The 21,024-nt window shown below is 56.5% G+C and carries 18 protein-coding genes; 3 read left to right on the top strand and 15 right to left on the bottom strand.

Annotated elements, in window-relative coordinates; all coding sequences use genetic code 11:
* Nucleotides 1-16 precede the first annotated feature (16 nt).
* The 4 genes from glrR to purL all read right to left on the bottom strand — a co-directional run bounded on the left by glrR (nucleotide 17) and on the right by purL (nucleotide 7,953).
* Nucleotides 17-1,354 (bottom strand): two-component system response regulator GlrR, encoded by a 1,338-nt coding sequence (gene glrR, locus SK51_RS10245; protein WP_015572150.1) that lies wholly within the window; start codon nucleotides 1,352-1,354, stop codon nucleotides 17-19.
* On the bottom strand, nucleotides 1,351-2,103 hold the full coding sequence (qseG, locus tag SK51_RS10240) for a two-component system QseEF-associated lipoprotein QseG (RefSeq protein ID WP_023300725.1): 753 nt from the start codon (nucleotides 2,101-2,103) through the stop codon (nucleotides 1,351-1,353). The genes glrR and qseG overlap by 4 nt, the downstream gene beginning before the upstream one ends.
* The gene (qseE, locus tag SK51_RS10235) at nucleotides 2,100-3,533 is read right to left on the bottom strand and encodes a two component system sensor histidine kinase QseE/GlrK (RefSeq protein WP_032622390.1); all 1,434 of its coding nucleotides are present in this window, start codon (nucleotides 3,531-3,533) and stop codon (nucleotides 2,100-2,102) included. The genes qseG and qseE overlap by 4 nt, the downstream gene beginning before the upstream one ends.
* Before the next feature lie 532 nt (nucleotides 3,534-4,065).
* Nucleotides 4,066-7,953 (bottom strand): phosphoribosylformylglycinamidine synthase, encoded by a 3,888-nt coding sequence (purL, locus tag SK51_RS10230; RefSeq protein WP_023306717.1) that lies wholly within the window; start codon nucleotides 7,951-7,953, stop codon nucleotides 4,066-4,068.
* 267 nt (nucleotides 7,954-8,220) lie between these two features.
* Here purL and mltF point away from each other — a divergent pair, with 267 nt between their 5' ends.
* Nucleotides 8,221-9,771, top strand: coding sequence for a membrane-bound lytic murein transglycosylase MltF (gene mltF, locus SK51_RS10225; RefSeq protein WP_023306718.1), 1,551 nt, complete (start codon nucleotides 8,221-8,223; stop codon nucleotides 9,769-9,771).
* Here mltF and tadA read toward each other — a convergent pair.
* Genes tadA through murQ form a run of 4 tightly spaced genes read right to left on the bottom strand, consistent with a single transcriptional unit; the run spans nucleotide 9,659 to nucleotide 13,132 of the window.
* Nucleotides 9,659-10,198, bottom strand: a complete 540-nt coding sequence (gene tadA, locus SK51_RS10220; protein WP_023300729.1) for a tRNA adenosine(34) deaminase TadA — start codon at nucleotides 10,196-10,198, stop codon at nucleotides 9,659-9,661. The two genes, mltF and tadA, sit on opposite strands and share 113 nt — an antisense overlap.
* Before the next feature lie 24 nt (nucleotides 10,199-10,222).
* The gene (gene yfhb / locus SK51_RS10215; RefSeq protein ID WP_048206668.1) at nucleotides 10,223-10,858 is read right to left on the bottom strand and encodes a phosphatidylglycerophosphatase C; all 636 of its coding nucleotides are present in this window, start codon (nucleotides 10,856-10,858) and stop codon (nucleotides 10,223-10,225) included.
* Nucleotides 10,859-10,861: 3 nt separating this feature from the next.
* Entirely contained in the window at nucleotides 10,862-12,226 is a 1,365-nt protein-coding gene (locus tag SK51_RS10210) for a PTS transporter subunit EIIC (RefSeq protein ID WP_023306720.1), read from the bottom strand.
* Between the two features lie 9 nt (nucleotides 12,227-12,235).
* Nucleotides 12,236-13,132 (bottom strand): N-acetylmuramic acid 6-phosphate etherase, encoded by an 897-nt coding sequence (murQ, locus tag SK51_RS10205; RefSeq protein ID WP_023306721.1) that lies wholly within the window; start codon nucleotides 13,130-13,132, stop codon nucleotides 12,236-12,238.
* A 118-nt stretch (nucleotides 13,133-13,250) separates the two neighbouring features.
* Between murQ and SK51_RS10200 the strand changes: the two genes are divergently transcribed.
* The gene (locus tag SK51_RS10200; RefSeq protein WP_023300733.1) at nucleotides 13,251-14,099 is read left to right on the top strand and encodes a MurR/RpiR family transcriptional regulator; all 849 of its coding nucleotides are present in this window, start codon (nucleotides 13,251-13,253) and stop codon (nucleotides 14,097-14,099) included.
* Nucleotides 14,100-14,155: 56 nt separating this feature from the next.
* On the top strand, nucleotides 14,156-14,416 hold the full coding sequence (locus SK51_RS10195) for a YfhL family 4Fe-4S dicluster ferredoxin (RefSeq protein WP_023300734.1): 261 nt from the start codon (nucleotides 14,156-14,158) through the stop codon (nucleotides 14,414-14,416).
* Here SK51_RS10195 and acpS read toward each other — a convergent pair.
* The 7 genes from acpS to lepA form a co-directional block, all read right to left on the bottom strand.
* Nucleotides 14,413-14,793 carry a holo-ACP synthase gene (gene acpS / locus SK51_RS10190; protein ID WP_015572144.1) on the bottom strand — a complete coding sequence of 127 codons (381 nt, stop codon included), beginning with the start codon at nucleotides 14,791-14,793 and terminating at the stop codon, nucleotides 14,413-14,415. The two genes, SK51_RS10195 and acpS, sit on opposite strands and share 4 nt — an antisense overlap.
* Entirely contained in the window at nucleotides 14,793-15,524 is a 732-nt protein-coding gene (pdxJ, locus tag SK51_RS10185; RefSeq protein ID WP_015572143.1) for a pyridoxine 5'-phosphate synthase, read from the bottom strand. Before pdxJ ends, acpS begins: the two co-directional genes overlap by 1 nt.
* A 75-nt stretch (nucleotides 15,525-15,599) precedes the next feature.
* Nucleotides 15,600-16,307 carry a DNA repair protein RecO gene (gene recO, locus SK51_RS10180; protein ID WP_015572142.1) on the bottom strand — a complete coding sequence of 236 codons (708 nt, stop codon included), beginning with the start codon at nucleotides 16,305-16,307 and terminating at the stop codon, nucleotides 15,600-15,602.
* A gap of 17 nt (nucleotides 16,308-16,324) precedes the next feature.
* Nucleotides 16,325-17,230: a GTPase Era gene (gene era, locus SK51_RS10175; RefSeq protein WP_023306723.1), complete on the bottom strand. Its 906-nt coding sequence runs from the start codon at nucleotides 17,228-17,230 to the stop codon at nucleotides 16,325-16,327.
* Nucleotides 17,227-17,907, bottom strand: a complete 681-nt coding sequence (rnc, locus tag SK51_RS10170; protein ID WP_003860711.1) for a ribonuclease III — start codon at nucleotides 17,905-17,907, stop codon at nucleotides 17,227-17,229. Before rnc ends, era begins: the two co-directional genes overlap by 4 nt.
* 223 nt (nucleotides 17,908-18,130) lie before the next feature.
* A complete protein-coding gene (gene lepB, locus SK51_RS10165) occupies nucleotides 18,131-19,105 on the bottom strand; it encodes a signal peptidase I (RefSeq protein WP_023306724.1) in 975 nt (324 codons plus the stop codon).
* A gap of 15 nt (nucleotides 19,106-19,120) precedes the next feature.
* Nucleotides 19,121-20,926: a translation elongation factor 4 gene (lepA, locus tag SK51_RS10160; protein WP_022649041.1), complete on the bottom strand. Its 1,806-nt coding sequence runs from the start codon at nucleotides 20,924-20,926 to the stop codon at nucleotides 19,121-19,123.
* Between the last annotated feature and the right edge of the window lie 98 nt (nucleotides 20,927-21,024).

Below are 21,024 nucleotides of genomic sequence, written 5' to 3'. Positions count from 1 at the left end.
GGCGAATTTTGCGGTATTACTCTTTAAAATCGTTCGCTTCCAGCTCGTGGCGTGAGAGCAATTTATAGAACTCGGTACGGTTACGCCCGGCCATGCGCGCCGCGTGGGTCACGTTGCCTTTGGTGATTTGCAGCAGCTTGCGCAGATAGTTCAGCTCGAACTGATTTCGCGCTTCCGCAAATGTCGGTAAGGCCGTGTTTTCCCCCTCGAGCGCCTGCTCCACCAGCGCATCGCTGATCACCGGCGATGACGTCAACGCCACGCACTGCTCAATCACGTTCACCAGCTGGCGTACGTTACCCGGCCAGCTTGCGGTCATCAGGCGTTTCATCGCATCGGTGGAGAACGCGCGCACAAATGGTTTGTGGCGGTCAGCGGCCTGGCGCAAAAGGTGATTTGCCAGCAGCGGGATATCTTCCGCACGCTCGGCCAGCGCCGGGATTTTCAGGTTGACGACATTCAGTCGATAGTAGAGATCTTCGCGGAACTCGTTGCGCGCCATCACCTTGGGTAAATCACGGTGGGTGGCGGAAATAATACGCACGTTGATATCGATATCGCGGTTGCTGCCAAGCGGACGCACTTTCCGCTCCTGCAACACGCGCAGCAATTTGACCTGCAGCGGCGCGGGCATATCGCCAATTTCATCAAGGAACAGCGTGCCCCCCTCAGCCGCCTGGAACAGCCCTTCACGGCTGCTCACCGCGCCGGTAAAGGCGCCGCGGGCATGGCCGAAGAGCTCTGATTCGAGCAGCTGTTCCGGCAACGCGCCACAGTTAATGGCAATAAAAGCATTTTTACTGCGCGGGCTGGCGTTGTGGATCGCCTGGGCGAGGATCTCTTTCCCGGTCCCGCTCTGGCCGTTGATCAGCACGCTAACGTCGGATTGCGCCACCATCCGCGCCTGTTCCAGCAGGCGCAGCATTACAGGGCTACGCGTCACGATGGATTCACGCCAGGCGTCGTCTCCGGATGGCGCCGCGTGCTCAAGGGCGCTGTCGATCGCTTTATAGAGGGCGTCTTTATCCACCGGTTTGGTGAGGAAGCTGAATACCCCCTGCTGCGTCGCGGCCACCGCATCAGGAATAGATCCGTGAGCGGTGAGGATAATCACCGGCATCCCGGGCTGCTGCTTCTGGATCTCCGTGAACAGTTGCAGGCCATCCATTTCATCCATGCGCAAATCGCTGATCACCAGATCGATTTTCTCACGGCTGAGCACCTTCAGCCCCTCCTGCCCGCTTTCAGCGGTGACCACGCTGTAGCCTTCGCTGACCAGACGCATCCCCAGCAGCTTTAACAGCCCGGGATCGTCATCCACCAGTAACAGATGGGCAGGTTTACGGCTTGTCATGGCTTCACATCCTCTTGTTTCGGCATCTCACTGTCTGGCGTCGTGGCAGAGTTGCCTTTCGACCCATCGGGCAGATAGCTGCCTGCCGGCTTACGCGTCGAGAGCTGTCTTTCGATATCGGTCAGATTTTCGAGCTTGCGGGTGGTGGTTTCCAGCTGCTCGCGCAGCGACTCCTGCTGCTGGCGAAGCGCATCAAGCTCGCTGTCGCTTGACTGCTGCAATTTGCTGTAGCGGAAACGCTCTTCAGACAGCTGTAATTGCAGGGTTTGTCCGTCCCGCCAGAGCTGATAGACCGGGCGCACCTGCGGGGGAATATTGATCACGTAAGTATCCAGCCGCGTCACGTTGGCGCGGCGTTCGACAGGCGTGATTCTGGCATCCGCCATCACGATCCCGCGTTTAAATGCGTCCTGCCAGGTATCGTCCACCAGCATCGCCGCCTGGGCACGGGCCTCGGCGGGCGCCAGCCGCTGGGCGCAGTCTATTCCGCGCAGCCAGAACAGCGGATTGGATTCAACATCACGCCCCGACAGGCTCCAGATATCATCGCAACGTGTCGAAAGGAAATCAGCCAGCTGTTTTTGCGGCCATTTATCTTCCTGTTTGTGGCTAATTGCACTTTTCGGTGCATGGGTTACACAGCCTGCCAGCAGTAAGCAGGGCAGGCTGAGGCGCACATTTTTGCTGGAAAACACCGCGCGCAGTGCGCGGTAAAAGACGTGTGACATACTCACCAGGTTGTTATTCATTTCATTGATTTTTCCGGCTCAAGAGGCAGTTCGATACGAAAACAGACATCGGCGCGTTCATCACTCACGATGTTAAGCTCACCCTGCATGCGTCGTATGCAGTCGCGGGCAATACTCAGCCCCAGACCACTTCCTTTTACCGCACCTTTTCGCTGATGACTCCCCTGGAAGAAGGGTTCAAAGATCATCGTTTTTTCATCATCCGGAATCGGGCTTCCGGTATTCGCTACGTCAATAAATACCCGCGAACCGTTGTTATTGCTTCTGATATAAATGGTACCGGATTCAGTACCATAGTGCACCGCATTGGAATAAAGATTATCCAGTACGCTCATTAACAGCATCGGTTCTGCAAGACAGGCTGGCGCGTTGAGTTCCACCTGGGTATGCATCATTTTAGCTCTTGCTGGCAGGCTATGGGCGGAGATCACCATGTCCACCAGCGGTTCAATCTCAACGCTTTCAAGCACCACAGCACCATCCGCCAGCTTGCGGTTATAGTCCAGCAGTTGTTCAATAAGCTTTTGTAAATTGCGGCTGCTGGCATCCAGAATCGCCACGATCTCTTTTTGCTCAGGGGTTAACGGCCCCGCCACTTCGTCGGCCAGCAGTTCCGTACCTTCACGCATGCTGGCCAGCGGCGTTTTGAGTTCGTGTGAGATATGGCGCAGGAACTGGTGGCGCTGCGATTCCAGCCATGCCAGGCGCTCTGAAAGCCAGATGATGCGTTGACCGACCGAGCGCAGCTCGCGCGGGCCTTTAAATACGACCGTATCCCCGAGAGATTTACCCTCCCCCAGGCGGTTAATCATCCGCTGGATCCCCTTCACGGGGCCGATGATCATGCGGGTAAAGAGCAGCACCAGCCCCAGGCTGACGAGGAACAGCACCAGCGCCTGCCAGCCGAAGAACTGGCCGCGCTCGGCAATCTCCTGCTGGAGCTGCTGACCACGGGAAAAGATAACCGTACGGGTGGACTGAACCATCTCCGTATTGGCGTTCGCGAAGGCTTCAAGTCGGGCGGCGGCGGCGGCATCAGGACCGCTGTTTTTGCACTGGAGCTGCGCCAGATCGTTCAGATCCTGACGCAGCGCCTGATAGAGTTTGTCATCTGGCAGCACCCCGGCGTGGGCGTCCAGCATTTCGCTGTAGCGTTTACGCTGGTTCTGATAGACCCTCTCCAGCGTGCGATCGTCCAGCACGCAGTACTGGCGATAGCTACGCTCCATCTCAAGCGCGGCGTTGGTCATCGCCTCGCTACGGCGAGCATCAATAAGCGTGGTGCGGTTAGTCAGGGCCGCCTGAGCACTTAACGCGTTCAGGCTTTGCCAGGCCTGCCAGGCCAGAACCAGCAAAGGTAGCAGGATCAGCAGGAAGGCCATCATAACGAGCTGTCGCAGGGAGCGAGGGAAAGCGGGCCAGCGTTTCAACACATTACTCTCTTCATCCGGGTTTGAGGAGAGCGTAACTGAGTCTGCCCTTCAGATACAACAAAGCCGGGTAAAAACCCGGCTTTGTCATGGAATAAGGCGGTGCCTAACTCGACGTTTCGCCCTGGCCTGATAAAGCATTGCAATAATCAGTAGTTGGACGGCAGGCACCTTTTTGTGCGTCATTCGAAGTTTATGTAGCACGTCCCGAAGGGGCTGACATAAGAAGGTGAATGAGCCACTGGTTACTATTATGCAACACGCGTGCCAGATTGCAAAAATTAATGCTATCCTTATGATTAGTAATATTTTTATTATCAAAACGTATTGATTTTTACGTGAATGATTTCCAGGCTAAGTGTCGCTATTAAGCAACACCTTAACGGGAACCTGTCCTGCCGCATATAAATCAACAGGTTAAATGTCTCCTTTTGGAGACACTCAGACCAGAGAGTTGTCGCGAATTTGCGACAGAGACAAAAAAGCCCGGTGGCGCTCGCGCTTACCGGGCCTACAGTCAGGGCGTAGAAACTTAACCTAGCTGTTTACGTGCGTTGCGGAAAATGCGCATCCACGGGCTGTCCTCGCCCCAGTTTTCCGGGTGCCAGGAGTTGCTCACGGTACGGAAGACACGCTCCGGGTGCGGCATCATAATCGTCACCCGACCGCTTTCGCTGGTGACCGCGGTAATGCCATTTGCCGAACCGTTCGGGTTAGCCGGATAGGTTTCGGTGACCTTGCCAAAGTTATCAACAAAGCGCAGCGCCACCAGTCCTTTGCTTTCAAGCTGAGCCAGGTGCGCCGCATCACGGACTTCAACCTGACCTTCACCGTGCGAAACCGCGATTGGCATCTGCGAACCGACCATCCCCTGCAACAGCAGGGACGGGCTTTGGGTTACTTCTACCAGGCTGAAGCGCGCTTCAAAGCGGTCAGACTGGTTACGCACAAAGCGCGGCCAGGCTTCGCTGCCCGGGATCAGCTCGCGCAGGGTAGACATCATCTGGCAGCCGTTACACACCCCCAGCGCCAGCGTCTGCGGACGGTGGAAGAAGGTTTCAAACTCGTCACGTACGCGGCTGTTGAACAGGATGGACTTCGCCCAGCCTTCGCCCGCGCCCAGCACGTCACCGTAGGAGAACCCCCCGCAGGCTACCAGTGCCTGGAAATCATCCAGCCCGGTACGCCCTGCCAGCAGGTCGCTCATGTGGACGTCGATGGCGTCAAAGCCCGCCCGGTGGAAGGCCGCTGCCATCTCAACGTGGGAGTTAACGCCCTGCTCGCGCAGCACGGCCACTTTAGGACGCGCACCGGTCGCAATGTACGGCGCGGCAATGTCTTCGTTGATGTCGAAGGTGAGCTTCACGTTCAGGCCAGGATCGTTGTCGTTCGCCTTCGCGTTGTGTTCCTGATCGGCGCATTCCGGATTGTCACGCAGGCGCTGCATCTGCCAGGTGGTTTCCGCCCACCACATACGCAGCGTGGTGCGGCTTTCGCTGAACACCGCGTGGCAGTCGGCTTCAATCACGAAACGGTCGCCCTGCACCGCTTTACCGAGATAGTGCACGCAGTCTGCCAGACCGTGCTGCGCCAGAATCGCTTCCACCGCGTCGCGATCTGCGGCGCGTACCTGAATGACGGCACCCAGCTCTTCGTTAAACAGCGCCGCCAGGCGGTCTTCACCAAGCGTTGCAATGTTTGCTTCAACGCCGCAGTGGCCGGTGAAGGCCATCTCTGCCAGCGTCACCAGCAGGCCGCCATCGGAACGATCGTGGTAGGCCAGCAGCTTACGCTGCGCCACCAGCGCCTGAATTGCGTCGTAGAAGCCTTTTAACTGTGCGACGTCCCGCACGTCGGCTGGCTTTTCGCCGAGCTGGCGATAAACCTGTGCCAGCGCGGTGGCACCCAGCGCGTTATGGCCTTTGCCGAGGTCAATCAGCAGCAGGGCGTTATCTTCAGTGGAAAGCTGCGGCGTAACGGTATGACGCACGTCTTCCACGCGCGCAAACGCAGTGATCACCAGCGACAGAGGCGAAGTCATCTCGCGCTGCTCGCTGCCTTCCTGCCAGCGGGTTTTCATCGACATGGAGTCTTTACCCACCGGAATGGTCAGGCCGAGCGCAGGACACAGCTCTTCACCCACCGCTTTTACCGCTTCGTACAGGCCCGCGTCTTCGCCAGGGTGACCGGCAGCGGCCATCCAGTTCGCGGAAAGTTTGATGCGTTTGATGTCGCCGATCTGCGTCGCGGCGATATTGGTCAGCGCTTCACCGACCGCCAGACGGGCAGAAGCGGCGAAGTCCAGCAGAGCCACCGGGGTGCGTTCACCCAGCGCCATCGCTTCGCCGTAGTAGCTGTCGAGGCTCGCGGTGGTCACGGCGCAGTTAGCGACCGGGATCTGCCACGGGCCGACCATCTGATCGCGTGACACCATACCGGTCACGGTACGGTCGCCGATGGTGACCAGGAAGGTTTTCTCCGCCACCGCAGGCAGGTGCAGCACGCGGTTAACCGCTTCCGCCACAATAATGCCCTGACGATCCAGCGCTTTACCCGCCGCTTTGCGGGTTGTAACGTCGCGGGTCATCTTCGGCGTTTTGCCGAGAAGCACGTCGAGCGGCAGATCGATCGGCTGGTTGTCGAAATGGGTATCACTGAGAGTCAGGTGCTGCTCTTCGGTCGCTTCACCGATGACGGCATACGGCGCGCGCTCGCGGCGGCACAGCTCGTCAAACAGCGGCAGCTGATCGGCAGCAACCGCCAGCACGTAGCGCTCCTGGGATTCGTTACACCAGATTTCCAGCGGGCTCATGCCTGGCTCATCGCTCAGGATATCGCGCAGGTTGAAGCGCCCGCCGCGACCGCCGTCGCTCACCAGCTCAGGCATGGCGTTAGAGAGCCCACCCGCGCCCACGTCGTGGATAAACAGAATCGGGTTGGCATCGCCGAGCTGCCAGCAGCGGTCGATCACTTCCTGACAGCGGCGCTCCATTTCCGGGTTGTCGCGCTGCACGGACGCGAAGTCGAGATCCGCATCAGACTGGCCGGAAGCCATAGACGAGGCTGCACCACCGCCCAGACCAATGTTCATGGCCGGGCCGCCGAGCACGATCAGCTTCGCGCCCACGACGATCTCACCTTTTTGCACGTGATCGGCGCGAATGTTGCCGATCCCGCCCGCCAGCATGATGGGTTTGTGGTAGCCGCGCAGCTCTTCGCCGTTGTGGCTGTCCACTTTCTCTTCGTAGGTACGGAAGTAACCGTTCAGCGCCGGACGACCAAATTCATTGTTGAACGCCGCGCCGCCCAGCGGGCCTTCGGTCATGATATCCAGCGCGGTCACAATGCGCTCTGGCTTGCCGAAATCTTCTTCCCACGGCTGTTCAAAGCCCGGGATACGCAGGTTGGAAACGGAGAAACCGACCAGACCCGCTTTTGGTTTCGCGCCGCGACCGGTCGCACCTTCGTCACGGATTTCACCGCCGGAGCCGGTCGCCGCACCCGGCCACGGAGAGATGGCCGTCGGGTGGTTGTGGGTTTCCACTTTCATCAGGATATGCGCAGGCTCCTGGTGGAAGTCATAGCGCCCTGCTTCGCGGTCGGCGAAGAAGCGGCCCACCTCGGAACCTTCCATCACCGCGGCGTTGTCTTTATAGGCAGACAGCACGTGGTCAGGCGTTTGCTCCATGGTGTTTTTGATCATTTTGAACAGCGACTTCGGCTGCTGTTCGCCGTCGATAATCCAGTCGGCGTTGAAAATTTTGTGGCGGCAGTGCTCGGAGTTGGCCTGCGCGAACATATACAGTTCGATGTCGTTCGGGTTGCGATTCAGCTTAACGAATGCATCCTGAAGGTAGTCGATTTCATCATCTGCGAGTGCCAGACCAAGACGCAGGTTTGCGTCGATCAGCGCCTGACGCCCCTGCCCCAGCAGATCCACGCTCTGTACCGGCGCAGGCTGATGGTGGGAGAACAGTTTCTGCGCATCATCCAGAGAGTCAAACACGCTCTCCATCATGCGGTCGTGCAGCTCCGCTGTGACGGCCTGCCACTGCGCGTCGCTCAGGGTTGACGCTTCCACATAGTACGCCACGCCGCGCTCCAGACGGTTAATCTGGCTCAGGCCGCAGTTGTGAGCGATGTCGGTGGCTTTGGAAGACCAGGGGGAGATGGTGCCAGGACGTGGCGTGGCGAGGATTAATTTGCCGGTCGGCGTATGGCTGCTCAGGCTTGGGCCATATTTAAGCAGACGTTCCAGCTGTACGCGCTCCTCTGCATTCAGGGGGGCATTCAGGTCAGCAAAATGGACATACTCAGCGTAAATATTGCTTACCGGAAGGTCGGCCGCCTGAAAACGTGCCAGCAGTTTATTAATACGGAAGGCAGACAGTGCAGGCGAACCACGCAGAATTTCCATCATAAGTCTCTCGTCTTCGAAGCGCCGGGGCGCTTACAGTGTGCGCAAGGGGGGAAAACGGGCGTCATTATAGAGAATCCTGAGCGCCGACGAAACCGTTTGCGTCGAAATAAAATCATCCTTTTTGTTTAACAATAGATGTGACCTGTCTCTCTAATTGGTTGCCAACTGGCGCTACTTTGCGCAAAATGCCGCTCAATCAATGGCAAACTCTACTCTTAACATGACTACAGCACACTGAGGCAACCGGCGTCGCAGAGAATTAACTAATTGAAAAAATTAAAGATTAATTATCTGCTCATCGGCATTGTTACGTTGCTGCTGGCAGTGGCCCTCTGGCCGTCTATCCCCTGGTTCGGCAAAGCCGAAAACCGTATCGCCGCCATTCAGGAGCGGGGGGAGTTGCGCGTCAGTACCCTCTCCTCTCCGCTTATATACGACGATATCAACGGTAAAACCATTGGTCTTGATTACGAACTGGCACAGCTGTTTGCGGACTATCTGGGCGTGAAGCTGAAAGTCACCGTGCGGCAGAACATCAACCAGCTGTTTGATGATTTAGACCATGACCGTGCCGATATTCTCGCCGCAGGTCTGGTGTACAATAGCGAACGCAGCAAAAATTATCAGCCGGGCCCGACTTATTACTCTGTGTCGCAGCAGGTGGTTTATCGTGTGGGTAGCTTGCGCCCGCGCTCACTGGCCGACATTACCGACCAGCAATTGACCATCGCGCCAGGCCATGTGGTGATTGACGATCTGCGGGCGTTGAAAGAGAACAAATACCCGAACCTCAGCTGGACGGTCGATCCTAAACTCGGCACTACCGAATTGCTGGAGCAGGTAAAAGATAAAAAGCTGGCCTATACCATTGCTGATTCGGTGGCGATCAGCCTTTTCCAGCGCGTTCATCCTGAAATCGCCGTGGCGCTGGATGTGACCGATGAACAGCCGGTAACCTGGTTTACCCAGTTAGACGACGATCAAACCGTCTCTGCGGCTATGCTCGATTTCTTTAATTCCATCAATGAAGACGGCACCCTGGCGCGTCTGGAAGAGAAATATCTCGGTCACGGTGACGATTTTGATTACGTTGACACCCGCTCCTTCCTGCGCGCGGTGGATAGCGTGCTGCCGGACCTGCAACCGCTGTTCGAGAAGTACGCTCAGGAGATTGACTGGAAGTTACTGGCGGCAATTTCCTACCAGGAATCGCACTGGGATGCTCAGGCCACCTCCCCCACGGGCGTTCGCGGGTTGATGATGCTGACCAAAAATACCGCGCAGAGCCTCGGCATTAGCGATCGAACCGATGCGGAACAGAGCATCAGCGGCGGCGCGCAATATTTACAGGATATGATGGCGAAAGTGCCGGAGACGGTCCCTGAAGGGGAGCGGATCTGGTTTGCGCTGGCCGCCTATAACATGGGTTATGCCCATATGCTCGACGCGCGGACGCTGACGGCAAAAACCAAAGGTAACCCGGACAGCTGGTCAGATGTAAAACAGCGCCTGCCGCTGCTTAGCCAGAAACAGTGGTACCAGAAGCTGACGTACGGCTATGCGCGCGGGCATGAAGCGTATGCCTACGTGGAAAATATTCGTAAGTATCAGATAAGCCTGGTGGGATATCTGCTGGAGAAAGAAAAAGAGGCGGCCGAGGCGCAACAGCTGGCTGAAAGCTATCCGGTGGTCGCACCGGACGAGCTTAATCACCCTGCGGTTTCAATTCTGCCTTTTGTTGCTTTTTCTGCAGCCGACGCATTCGAAAAAAGTCACTTAACAGACCCGAACATTCTGGTGCAAGTACCCCGCCGATAGTTTTCACCTGGTGGTTCATCCCCGGATGCCCAAGCACGTCCATCAGTGAACCAGCAGCGCCCGTTTTTTCATCCCGCGCGCCAAACACCAGCGTACCGATTCGGCTGTGCACCATCGCCCCGGAGCACATCACGCACGGTTCAAGGGTGACGTACAGGGTGGTATCAAGCAGACGATAGTTTTGCAGCACCAGTCCGCCCTGACGCAGCGCCATAATTTCAGCATGCGCGGTAGGATCGTGACGGCCAATCGGACGGTTCCACCCTTCACCAATTACCTGATTGTTATGGACCAGCACCGCGCCCACGGGAACTTCGCCCTCTTCCCAGGCGCGCTGAGCCAGCGCCAGCGCGTGGCGCATCCAGTATTCATGATTGTGTTCAGGGTTGGACAAGGGCTGATACTCCAGTCGAAAAGCGGGCGGCATTATACACAGCCGGTACAGATAAGACTATTCGAGTTGCTGAAGTTCGCCCAGAGGCGTGACGCGCCAGCGGTGCTGGCAAAAATAGAGCAGCGGGTTGTCCTGCTTGCTGTCGCTGTAGCCGCTGTACAGACGCAGCGGCGTACCGATGCGTTTCTCCAGCTGCACCACTTTTTCATGTCCGAGGCAACGCAGGGTGAGCACCCAGCCGCCGTAGCCGCGCGCGATCTGCGTGGCGATAAGGTTTACGCGCGGCAGCCAGGGCGTATCATAATAGACCTGCTCCACCAGCGTCTGCGGGGAGCCGGTAATCAGCCAGATATCGGCATCGTTGGCGTCGAGATAGCTGGTCAGGCGCGCCTGGACCACGGGAAACGCGGCGACGTGCCCGCGAAACCAGTGGGCAAAATCCTGCTCAAGCTGCTTAAGACGCGCTTCGCTATGACCAAACGTGCATCCCCAGAGCAGCAGGCTCATCGGCCAGCGCGCTGAACGGCCTTTCACCATTAGCGCGATGCCAATAACGGGTAACAGGGGCAATACCAGCAACGCGTTAAGGGGCTGGCGCCGCAGCAGATAGCGCATAAAGGTGCCGAACATATCCTGCTGATGCAGCGTTCCATCCAGATCAAAAAAGACAACGCGACGCTTGTGATTTGCCAAACCTTACTCCTCTGGGTCGTTGAATCCTAATAGCCAGGTAAACAGGAACCCGGCGATCACCGCTACCAGATAGCCTAACAGATAGAGCATCACTTTTCCGGTCACGATGGTTAATGCCAGCGGTAAACCGGAAATCCCGAAGGTGATAACGGTCGCCACTTTCCAGTAGCTAATCAACGCCCCGCCCACCGCGCCACCGAGACAGGCGGCCAGGAACGGCTTGCCCAGCGGCAGCGTAACGCCGAAAATCAGCGGCTCGCCGATACCGAGCAACCCGACCGGCAACGCCCCTTTAATGACCTTTTTCAGACGTGCGTTGCGGGTTTTCATCAGCACCGCGATGGCCGCGCCGACCTGCCCAACGCCCGCCATCGACAGGATCGGCAGCAGGGCGTTATAGCCGTGCGCCTGTACCAGTTCGACGTGAATCGGCACTAGCCCCTGATGCAAACCGGTCAGCACTAACGGCAGGAAGGTTCCGGACAGCACAGCCCCCACCAATAACCCACCGCGATCGATAGCCAGAGACGCGCCGTGGGCGATGGCTTCAGAGATTGCGCCGCCTAACGGTTGCAGCGCCACAATCGCCACGCTCCCGGTAATCAATGTGGTCAGCAGCGGGTTGAGGATCAGCTCAATCGAGCCTGGCAGCACCGCGCGCAGCTTTTTCTCGATCCAGCACATCAGAATGACCACCAGCAGCACGGCAATCACCCCGCCGCGGCCAGGCTGAAGCGCCTCGCCAAACAGCGTAATCTGCGCCAGCTGCGGGCTGGAGAGGATACCCGCCATAACGCCGCCCATCGCCAGCGAGCCGCCAAACACTTTGGCCGTGTTCACCCCCACCAGAATGTTCATGATGGCAAACACCGCGCTGCCGAAAATCGCCAGAATACCCAGCAGGTTCGGATACTGCGTGGCAAAATCCCCGACAATATCCGGACGCTTAAGAATATTGATAATCCCGGTGATCAGCCCCGACGCGATAAACGCCGGGATCAGCGGAATAAAGACGTTAGCCAGTTGGCGCAGCGCATCGCTCATAGGGGCTTTGTATTTGGCTTTCGCCTGCGCTTTGGTGCGTTCCGCATCGTCAAAGGCGGGAGCCGTTTCACCGCCCGTCATCAGGGCGCGCATGGCATCTACCACCTGCGCCGCTTTGCCCGGACCGACAATCAACTGGTGCTGTTGCCCCTGCTTAACGTACCCGCTCACGCCGGGAAGCTGCTTAAGGCGCGTCAAATCAAGCTGTTCGTCGTTATGCACCTCGACGCGAACACGCGTCATACAGTTCTCAAGACGCTGAATATTTTTTTCCCCACCGATCCCGAGCAGGATGTCGCTGGCGAGCGCTGCTGTTTTGTCCATACACGCCTCTTATTGGTGTTCTAATGCCGCCCGTAAAAACCCGTGATGGGCTTCGAGTCTGGCTCTGGCCGCGGCTGCATCCAGCCCGGTTAATATCATCAGAATGGCGGGTTTTACATCGTGATCGGTCTGCTGAAGCACCTTTTCCGCCTCTTCACGACTGGCGCCTGTCGCTTCCATCACCATGCGACACGCTCTGTCCACCAGCTTGATGTTAGTGGCCTGCATATCCACCATCAGGTTTTGGTAGACCTTGCCAAATTTCACCATCGCGCCGGTGGAGATCATATTGAGCACCAGCTTCTGCGCGGTACCCGACTTCAGCCGTGTGGAGCCGGTGAGCGCTTCCGGCCCGACGACCGGAGAGATGGCAATGGCGGCCACCTGCGCAATCGGCGAGCCCGGGTTACAGGAGATGGCCACTGTGGTGCACCCGGTCTGTCTGGCATATTCCAGTCCACCAATGACGTACGGCGTACGACCAGAAGCCGCCAGCCCGACCACCAGATCCTGCGCGGTCAGGTTCAGCGCCCTGAGATCATCTTCCCCAAGCTGTTTATTGTCTTCTGCCCCTTCTACCGCTTTCAGCAGCGCGCCGGGGCCACCGGCAATCAGGCCAACGACCAGCCCGTGCGGAACGCCAAAAGTCGGCGGACATTCTGAGGCATCCAGCACACCGAGGCGCCCACTGGTTCCCGCTCCCATATAAATAATGCGCCCTCCTGCTTTCAGAGCGTCGGCAGCGGCGTCTACGGCTTTTGCTACCTCAGGCAATGTCTCTTTGACTGCCAGCGCGACGAGGGTATCCTGTTGATTAAAGCGGTTTACCAGCTCCAGCGTGGACAGTGCATCAAGATCCATGGTTTGCGGGTTACGCGTTTCAGAAACAAGAGAGCCAAGATTCATGTTATTTACCTCTGGAATTTTTAATTCATAATAAACGCACTATAATGGAATATAAAATTCATTCAGGCGAGCAAAATTCGTATTTGCGCGGGTAATCACCTTTTCGCCAGGAGACCGTATGAACTGTTTAATTCGTATTCGTCAGCGCTACGCAGGGTTTGCCCAGAGTGATAAAAAGCTGGCGGATTTTTTACTTTCTCAGCCCGATCGCGCGCGACACCTCAGCTCCCAGCAGCTGGCAGGCGAAGCCGGGGTGAGCCAGTCGAGCGTGGTGAAATTCGCCCAGAAAATAGGCTATAAGGGCTTTCCGGCGCTAAAGCTGGCGATCAGTGAAGCACTGGTGAGCAACCCGAATCCGCAGTCAATGCCGGTGCATAACCAGATCCGTGGCGACGATCCGATGCGTCTGGTGGGCGAAAAGCTGATCAAGGAGAACGTGGCGGCAATGCATGCCACGCTGGATGTGAACACAGAAGAGAAACTGCTGGAAAGCGTAGCCATGCTTCGCGACGCGCGGCGTATTGTGTTGACCGGGATCGGCGCCTCCGGACTGGTTGCGCGTAACTTTGGCTGGAAGCTGACAAAAATCGGCTATAACGCCATCGTTGAACAGGATATGCACGCGCTGCTGGCGACCGTGCAGGCCATGGATCCTGACGATTTACTGCTGGCCATCTCCTATTCCGGCGAGCGACGTGAAATTAATATGGCCACTGACGAAGCCCTGCGCGTAGGAGGAAAAATTCTGGCGATTACCGGTTTTAGCCCGAATGCGCTTCAGCAGCGGGCCACCCGCTGTCTGTATACCATTGCCGAGGAACAGGCCACTCGCAGCGCGGCGATTTCGTCGACGAGTGCGCAGATGATGCTGACGGACCTGTTGTTTATGGCGCTGGTTCAGCAGGATCTGGAGCGTGCGCCAGAGCGTATTCGGCACAGCGAAGAGCTGGTAAAAAAACTGGTTTGAACAACGAATGAGCGTATAATGCCCGCCCTGTTTGTGATGTTTCTGAGAATTTCCTGATGGCGCTGTTAATCACCAAAAAATGCATCAACTGCGATATGTGCGAACCCGAATGCCCGAACCAGGCGATTTCGATGGGCGACAGCATTTATGAGATTAACAGCGACCGCTGCACCGAATGCATCGGCCACTATGAAACGCCGACCTGCCAGAAGGTGTGCCCAATTCCCAATACGATCTTAAAAGATCCGGCACACGTCGAGAACGAAGAACAGTTGTGGGATAAGTTTGTCCTGATGCACCATGCGGACAAAATTTAACTCTCAATAATCACCGTCGCACAGGCATAGTGGCGTTCATCTGCAAGCGTTACGTGCATGTGCGCCACGCCCAGCTTTTCCGCCAGCTTAAGCGCCTCGCCCCATAAACGCAGACGTGGCTTACCCAGCTCATCGTTAAACACTTCAAACTGGTTAAACGCCAGGCCGTTACGAATGCCCGTGCCGAACGCTTTCGCCGCCGCCTCTTTTACCGCGAAGCGCTTTGCCAGAAAGCGCACCGGCTGTTGATGCGCCTCCCAGATAGCCCATTCGTTATCGCTCAGCACGCGTCTTGCGAGGCGATCGCCGCTGCGGGCGATCACCGCTTCAATGCGGGCTATTTCAACGATGTCGGTGCCTAAGCCCAGAATAGCCATTACTGACGCGCTTCCAGCATCAGGCGCTTCATCTCGGACACCGCCTCTTTCAGGCCGCTCATCACCGCACGACCAATAATGGCGTGGCCAATGTTCAGCTCATGCATTTCCGGCAGGGCAGCAATGGCTTTTACGTTGTGATAGGTCAGGCCGTGTCCGGCGTTAACCTTCAGTCCCAGGCTCGCGGCGTAGGTTGCCGCTTTGGCGATTCGCTCCAGCTCTTTCGCCTGCGCTGCGTCGTTTTCGGCATCGGCATAGCAGCCGGTGTGAATTTCAATATACGGCGCACCCACGTCGGCAGCGGCTTTAATCTGGGTGAAATCAGCGTCGATAAATAAAGATACCAGGATACCGGCATCCGCCAGGCGTTTGCAGGCATCGCGCATTTTGTCGAGCTGCCCGGCCACATCGAGACCGCCTTCGGTGGTCACTTCCTGACGCTTTTCCGGCACCAGGCAGCAGAAATGCGGTTTGGTCTCGCAGGCAATCGCCAGCATCTCTTCTGTCACCGCCATCTCCAGGTTCATGCGGGTATCCAGCGTCTGACGCAGGATGCGCACGTCGCGGTCAGTGATGTGGCGACGATCTTCACGCAAGTGGACGGTAATGCCGTCGGCGCCAGCCTGCTCAGCGATAAATGCCGCCTGAACCGGATCGGGATACGCGGTACCGCGTGCATTACGTAACGTGGCGATGTGATCGATATTGACGCCTAACAGTAATTCAGCCATGACAATCCTCGGTATTTTTGGTCATTTACCTTCTCCCTCTCCCTCCGGGAGAGGGCTGGGGTGAGGGGTAAAACATTAGCGTTTCGGCATAAACTGCCTGAATAATTCGCGGCTCTTTAAAGGTTTGCCCCCAAGATACGGCTTGAGCGCGATTCGGGTAAAGCGTTTTGCCGCACGCAGGGTGTCGGCGTCCGGGAACTCGCGTTCATACAGTGCCCGGAGCTGGCGCCCGGTAAAAGTGCTGTTATCGACGACGACACTGGCAATAAAGCCCTTTTCCTCACGATAGCGATAGGTCATGGTGTCTTCTACCTCGTCTCCGCTTCCCGCACAGTGCAGAAAATCAACGCCGTAACCAAGGTGCCCCAGCAGCGCCAGTTCGAAACGACGCAGCACAGGCTCAGGGGTGCCGGTTGCGCCAGCAAGTGCCTGAATACAGTGCAGGTAATCAAAGAAAAGTTCAGAGAAGCGGGTCTCATGTTCAAGAACCCGTGAAATGAGTTCGTTGACATACAAACCGCTGTAGAGCGTGATACCAGAAAGAGGAAGCGCCAGGGAGACGGCTTCAGCACTGCGCAGGGTTTTGACTTCCCCTCGCCCGCCAAAGCGGACCAGCAGCGGGGTGAAAGGCTGCAAGGCACCTTTCAGATTAGAACGTCTGGAACGTGCGCCTTTGGCAACAAGGCGCACGCGACCGGACTCTTCCGTGAAGACGTCCAGCATCAGGCTGGTTTCGCTCCAGGGACGACTATGCAGGACAAAGGCGCGCTGCCATCCATCCATATGCTCGTCGTCTTAGGTTACTGATCTTCGCCGTAACCGAGGCTGCGCAGCGCACGCTCATCATCGGCCCAGCCAGATTTCACTTTCACCCACAGTTCCAGGTGAACCGGTGCTTCAAACATGTCCATCATGTCTTTACGGGCTTCGATTCCGATAGTTTTGATCTTGGCACCTTTATTGCCGATCACCATCTTCTTCTGACCTTCACGCTCAACGAGGATCAGACCGTTAATATCGTAGCCGCCACGCTCGTTGCTCTGGAAACGCTCGATCTCCACCGTCACAGAGTACGGCAGTTCAGCGCCCAGGAAACGCATCAGCTTCTCACGGATGATTTCAGACGCCATAAAACGCTGAGAGCGATCGGTGATGTAGTCTTCCGGGAAGTGATGAGTCGCTTCCGGCAGATGTTTACGCACGATGCCCGCGATGGTATCGACGTTCAGACCCGTTTCCGCAGACAGCGGGACGATGTCCAGGAAGTTCATCTGGCTGCCCAGCCATTGCAGATGCGGCAGCAGTTCGGCTTTTTCCTGCACGTTGTCCACTTTATTGACCGCGAGGATCACCGGCGTTTTGCCGTCACGCAGCTTGTTCAGGACCATTTCGTCGTCCGGCGTCCAGCGGGTGCCTTCCACAACGAAAATCACCAGCTCTACGTCGCCAATGGAGCTGCTCGCCGCCTTGTTCATCAGACGGTTGATGGCACGCTTCTCTTCCATGTGCAGGCCCGGGGTATCGACGTAGATCGCCTGATACGCGCCTTCAGTATGGATACCAACGATGCGGTGACGCGTGGTCTGCGCCTTACGCGAGGTAATGGAAATCTTCTGTCCAAGCAGATTATTCAACAGGGTGGATTTGCCAACGTTCGGACGTCCGACGATGGCAATAAATCCGCAATACGTTTTTTCTTCGCTCATTCCAGCTCCAGCATTTTTAACGCCTGTTCGGCGGCAGCCTGTTCAGCCTTACGACGGCTTGAACCCGTGCCGACCACCGGTTCACTCAGGCCACTGACCTGGCAATGGATGGTAAATTCCTGATCGTGCGCTTCGCCACGTACCTGCACCACCAGATAGGATGGCAGCGGGAGGTGACGACCCTGCAAATATTCTTGCAGACGCGTTTTCGGATCTTTTTGTTTATCGCCCGGGCTGATTTCGTCCAGACGGGTCTGATACCAGTTCAGGATCAGCTTTTCTACGGTCTGGATATCGCTGTCCAGGAACACGCCACCGATTAATGCCTCGACCGTATCGGCAAGAATGGATTCACGACGGAACCCACCACTTTTCAGCTCACCCGGCCCCAGACGCAGACACTCACCCAGCTCAAACTCGCGTGCGATTTCAGCGAGGGTGTTGCCGCGCACCAGCGTGGCGCGCATGCGGCTCATATCACCTTCGTCCACACGCGGAAAACGATGATAAAGCGCATTTGCAATCACGAAACTTAAAATAGAGTCGCCCAAAAACTCGAGACGCTCATTATGTTTGCTGCTGGCACTGCGATGGGTTAATGCCTGTTGCAACAACTCCTGATGATGAAAAGTGTAGCCCAGCTTCCGTTGAAGCCGATTAATTACGATGGGGTTCATGCGATACCAATAAATGAATGCGTCAAAAATGCAGCACACGAAACCGACCTGAGAAAACCAACGCGGTTTCGTGTGCCGTGGCACCCTTGCAGGGCCAACCTTAAACTTCGGGGGAATATTCTATACGCAACGACAGGGGATGTCGTTAGTTCAAAGAGATTTATCGCTGAAATAATTCACGTAGCGGCGAATAAAAGCCGCTACGTGTTATTTTTGACGAAAATTAATGAATTCCGCCAATACGATTCAGGCGAACGCCGGTCGGCCACTCGCCTTCCTGCTTCTCGAAACTCATCCAGATAGCGGTTGCTTTACCGACCAGATTCGCTTCCGGCACAAAGCCCCAGTAACGGCTGTCCGCAGAGTTATCGCGGTTGTCACCCATCATGAAGTAGTGTCCCGGCGGCACAATCCAGGTCGCCAGCTGCTGGCCTGGCTGCTGGTAGTACATTGCCAGCTGGTCCTGTGCGATTGGCACGGTCAGAATGCGGTGAGTGACATCGCCCAGCGTCTCTTTGCGTTCAACCAGACGAATACCGTTCTCTTTGGTTTCACCTTTTGGCACCTGGAAGAATCCGCTGGTCGCTTCACCGCCATTACGGCGGGCGAAGGTCTGCACAAAATCACCTGGCTCAACGTTGGAGTAAGTGACTGGCAGCGCATTTTCACATGCAGTTCCAGAGCTACAGCCTGGCTGAATCCTCACTTCCTTCGCTATCGGATCGTAGGTTACTTTATCGCCCGGCAGACCTACCGCGCGTTTAATATAATCCAGCCGTGGATCTTCCGGATATTTAAACACCACAATGTCGCCACGTTTCGGATGACCCGTTTCGATCAGCGTTTTCTGGTAGATCGGATCTTTGATGCCATAGGCAAACTTCTCAACCAGAATGAAATCACCGATCAGCAGCGTTGGCATCATCGATCCTGACGGGATCTGGAACGGTTCATAGATAAATGAACGCACCACCAGCACAATCGCCAGCACCGGGAAGACCGATGCCCCTGTTTCCAGCCAGCCCGGTTTTGGGCCGACTTTTTTCAGGGTTTTCGCGTCCAGCGTATCGCCCGCGGCAGCCTGCGCGGCAGCCTGACGTTCACGGCGTTTTGGGGCGAAGATAAACTTATCCAGGCACCATAACAGACCTGTTACCAGGGTAGCGATGACCAGGATCAGGGCAAACATGTTCGCCATGCCAACTCCTTAAGGTTATTTACCGTTTCCGTCTTTACCAACATGAAGGATGGCAAGGAATGCTTCCTGCGGCAGCTCAACGTTACCGACCTGCTTCATACGCTTCTTACCTTCTTTCTGCTTCTGCAACAGCTTTTTCTTACGGCTGACGTCGCCGCCGTAGCACTTAGCCAGAACGTTTTTACGCAGCTGCTTCACGGTTGAACGGGCAATGATGTGGTTACCAATGGCCGCCTGAATCGCAATGTCAAACTGCTGACGCGGGATCAGCTCTTTCATCTTCTCAACCAGCTCACGACCACGGTACGGTGCGTTATCGTTGTGGGTGATCAGCGCCAGGGCATCAACACGCTCGCCGTTGATCAGCACGTCCACGCGAACCATGTTGGAGGCCTGGAAGCGTTTGAAGTTGTAGTCCAGTGACGCATAGCCACGGGAGGTAGACTTCAGACGGTCGAAGAAGTCGAGCACCACTTCCGCCATCGGAATTTCATAGGTCAGCGCCACCTGGTTACCGTGGTACACCATGTTGGTCTGCACGCCACGCTTCTCAATACACAGGGTGATCACGTTACCGAGGAACTCCTGCGGCAGCAGCATGTGACACTCTGCGATAGGCTCGCGCAGTTCCTGAATATTATTCAGCGGCGGGAGCTTGGAAGGGCTGTCGACGTAGATGACCTCTTTCGACGTGGTTTCTACTTCGTAGACAACCGTCGGGGCGGTGGTGATCAGATCCAGATCGTATTCACGCTCCAGACGTTCCTGAATGATCTCCATGTGCAGCAGACCGAGGAAGCCACAGCGGAAGCCGAAGCCCAGCGCCGTTGAGCTTTCTGGCTCATAGAACAGGGAAGCATCGTTGAGGCTCAGCTTTCCGAGCGCATCGCGGAAGTTTTCGTAATCGTCGGAGCTGACCGGGAACAGACCCGCATAAACCTGCGGTTTCACCTTTTTGAAGCCTGGCAGCGCTTTATCTGCCGGGTTACGTGCGCCGGTCAGGGTATCGCCCACTGGCGCGCCGAGGATGTCTTTAATTGCACAGACCAGCCAACCCACTTCGCCGCATTTCAGTTCGGTACGGTCAACCTGTTTTGGCGTGAAGATGCCCAGACGGTCAGCGTTGTAGACCTGCCCGGTGCTCATAACCTTGATTTTGTCGCCTTTACGCATGGTGCCGTTTTTAATACGCACCAGCGAGACAACGCCCAGGTAGTTATCAAACCAGGAGTCGATGATCAGCGCCTGGAGCGGCGCATCCGGGTCACCTTCCGGCGGCGGAATGTCACGCACCAGACGTTCCAGTACATCCGGAACACCTACGCCGGTTTTTGCCGAGCAGCGCACTGCATCGGTCGCATCGATACCGACGATGTCTTCAATTTCTTCCGCTACGCGCTCAGGATCGGCGGCTGGCAGGTCGATTTTATTCAGAACCGGCACCACTTCGAGATCCATTTCCATGGCGGTATAGCAGTTTGCCAGCGTCTGGGCCTCTACGCCCTGCCCGGCATCCACCACCAGCAGCGCGCCTTCGCAGGCCGCCAGCGAGCGTGACACTTCATAAGAGAAGTCAACGTGCCCTGGGGTGTCGATAAAGTTCAGCTGGTAGGTTTCACCATCGGAAGCCTTATAGTCGAGCGTCACGCTCTGGGCTTTAATGGTAATACCGCGTTCGCGTTCCAGGTCCATGGAGTCCAGAACCTGGGCTGCCATTTCACGATCAGACAGGCCACCGCAAATCTGGATAATACGGTCAGACAGCGTCGACTTACCGTGGTCAATGTGAGCAATGATCGAAAAGTTACGTATGTTCTTCATATAGTTAAATAATTATGCCTTACGAATTCCTGGAGGCCGCTGTTCTTAGCCTGACGTTTTTCAGTGCGAAAACGCAGCATTCTACACTACAACCTCGT

Source organism: Enterobacter sp. MGH85 (genome assembly GCF_001037655.1).
Lineage (GTDB): Bacteria > Pseudomonadota > Gammaproteobacteria > Enterobacterales > Enterobacteriaceae > Enterobacter > Enterobacter intestinihominis.
Note: the sequence above shows the minus strand (reverse complement) of the source record. Positions and strands in the feature narration are given on the sequence as shown.

Excerpts from the sequence above, each read along its gene's own strand:
- recO (WP_015572142.1), bottom strand. The coding sequence starts at position 16,307 with ATGGATGGATGGCAGCGCGCCTTTGTCCTGCATAGTCGTCCCTGGAGC.
- pdxJ (WP_015572143.1), bottom strand. The coding sequence starts at position 15,524 with ATGGCTGAATTACTGTTAGGCGTCAATATCGATCACATCGCCACGTTA.
- acpS (WP_015572144.1), bottom strand. The coding sequence starts at position 14,793 with ATGGCTATTCTGGGCTTAGGCACCGACATCGTTGAAATAGCCCGCATT.
- lepA (WP_022649041.1), bottom strand. The coding sequence starts at position 20,926 with ATGAAGAACATACGTAACTTTTCGATCATTGCTCACATTGACCACGGT.
- SK51_RS10210 (WP_023306720.1), bottom strand. The coding sequence starts at position 12,226 with ATGGACAAAACAGCAGCGCTCGCCAGCGACATCCTGCTCGGGATCGGT.
- purL (WP_023306717.1), bottom strand. The coding sequence starts at position 7,953 with ATGATGGAAATTCTGCGTGGTTCGCCTGCACTGTCTGCCTTCCGTATT.
- SK51_RS10200 (WP_023300733.1), top strand. The coding sequence starts at position 13,251 with ATGAACTGTTTAATTCGTATTCGTCAGCGCTACGCAGGGTTTGCCCAG.
- SK51_RS10195 (WP_023300734.1), top strand. The coding sequence starts at position 14,156 with ATGGCGCTGTTAATCACCAAAAAATGCATCAACTGCGATATGTGCGAA.
- era (WP_023306723.1), bottom strand. The coding sequence starts at position 17,230 with ATGAGCGAAGAAAAAACGTATTGCGGATTTATTGCCATCGTCGGACGT.
- rnc (WP_003860711.1), bottom strand. The coding sequence starts at position 17,907 with ATGAACCCCATCGTAATTAATCGGCTTCAACGGAAGCTGGGCTACACT.
- lepB (WP_023306724.1), bottom strand. The coding sequence starts at position 19,105 with ATGGCGAACATGTTTGCCCTGATCCTGGTCATCGCTACCCTGGTAACA.
- tadA (WP_023300729.1), bottom strand. The coding sequence starts at position 10,198 with ATGCCGCCCGCTTTTCGACTGGAGTATCAGCCCTTGTCCAACCCTGAA.
- glrR (WP_015572150.1), bottom strand. The coding sequence starts at position 1,354 with ATGACAAGCCGTAAACCTGCCCATCTGTTACTGGTGGATGACGATCCC.
- qseG (WP_023300725.1), bottom strand. The coding sequence starts at position 2,103 with ATGAATAACAACCTGGTGAGTATGTCACACGTCTTTTACCGCGCACTG.
- murQ (WP_023306721.1), bottom strand. The coding sequence starts at position 13,132 with ATGAATCTTGGCTCTCTTGTTTCTGAAACGCGTAACCCGCAAACCATG.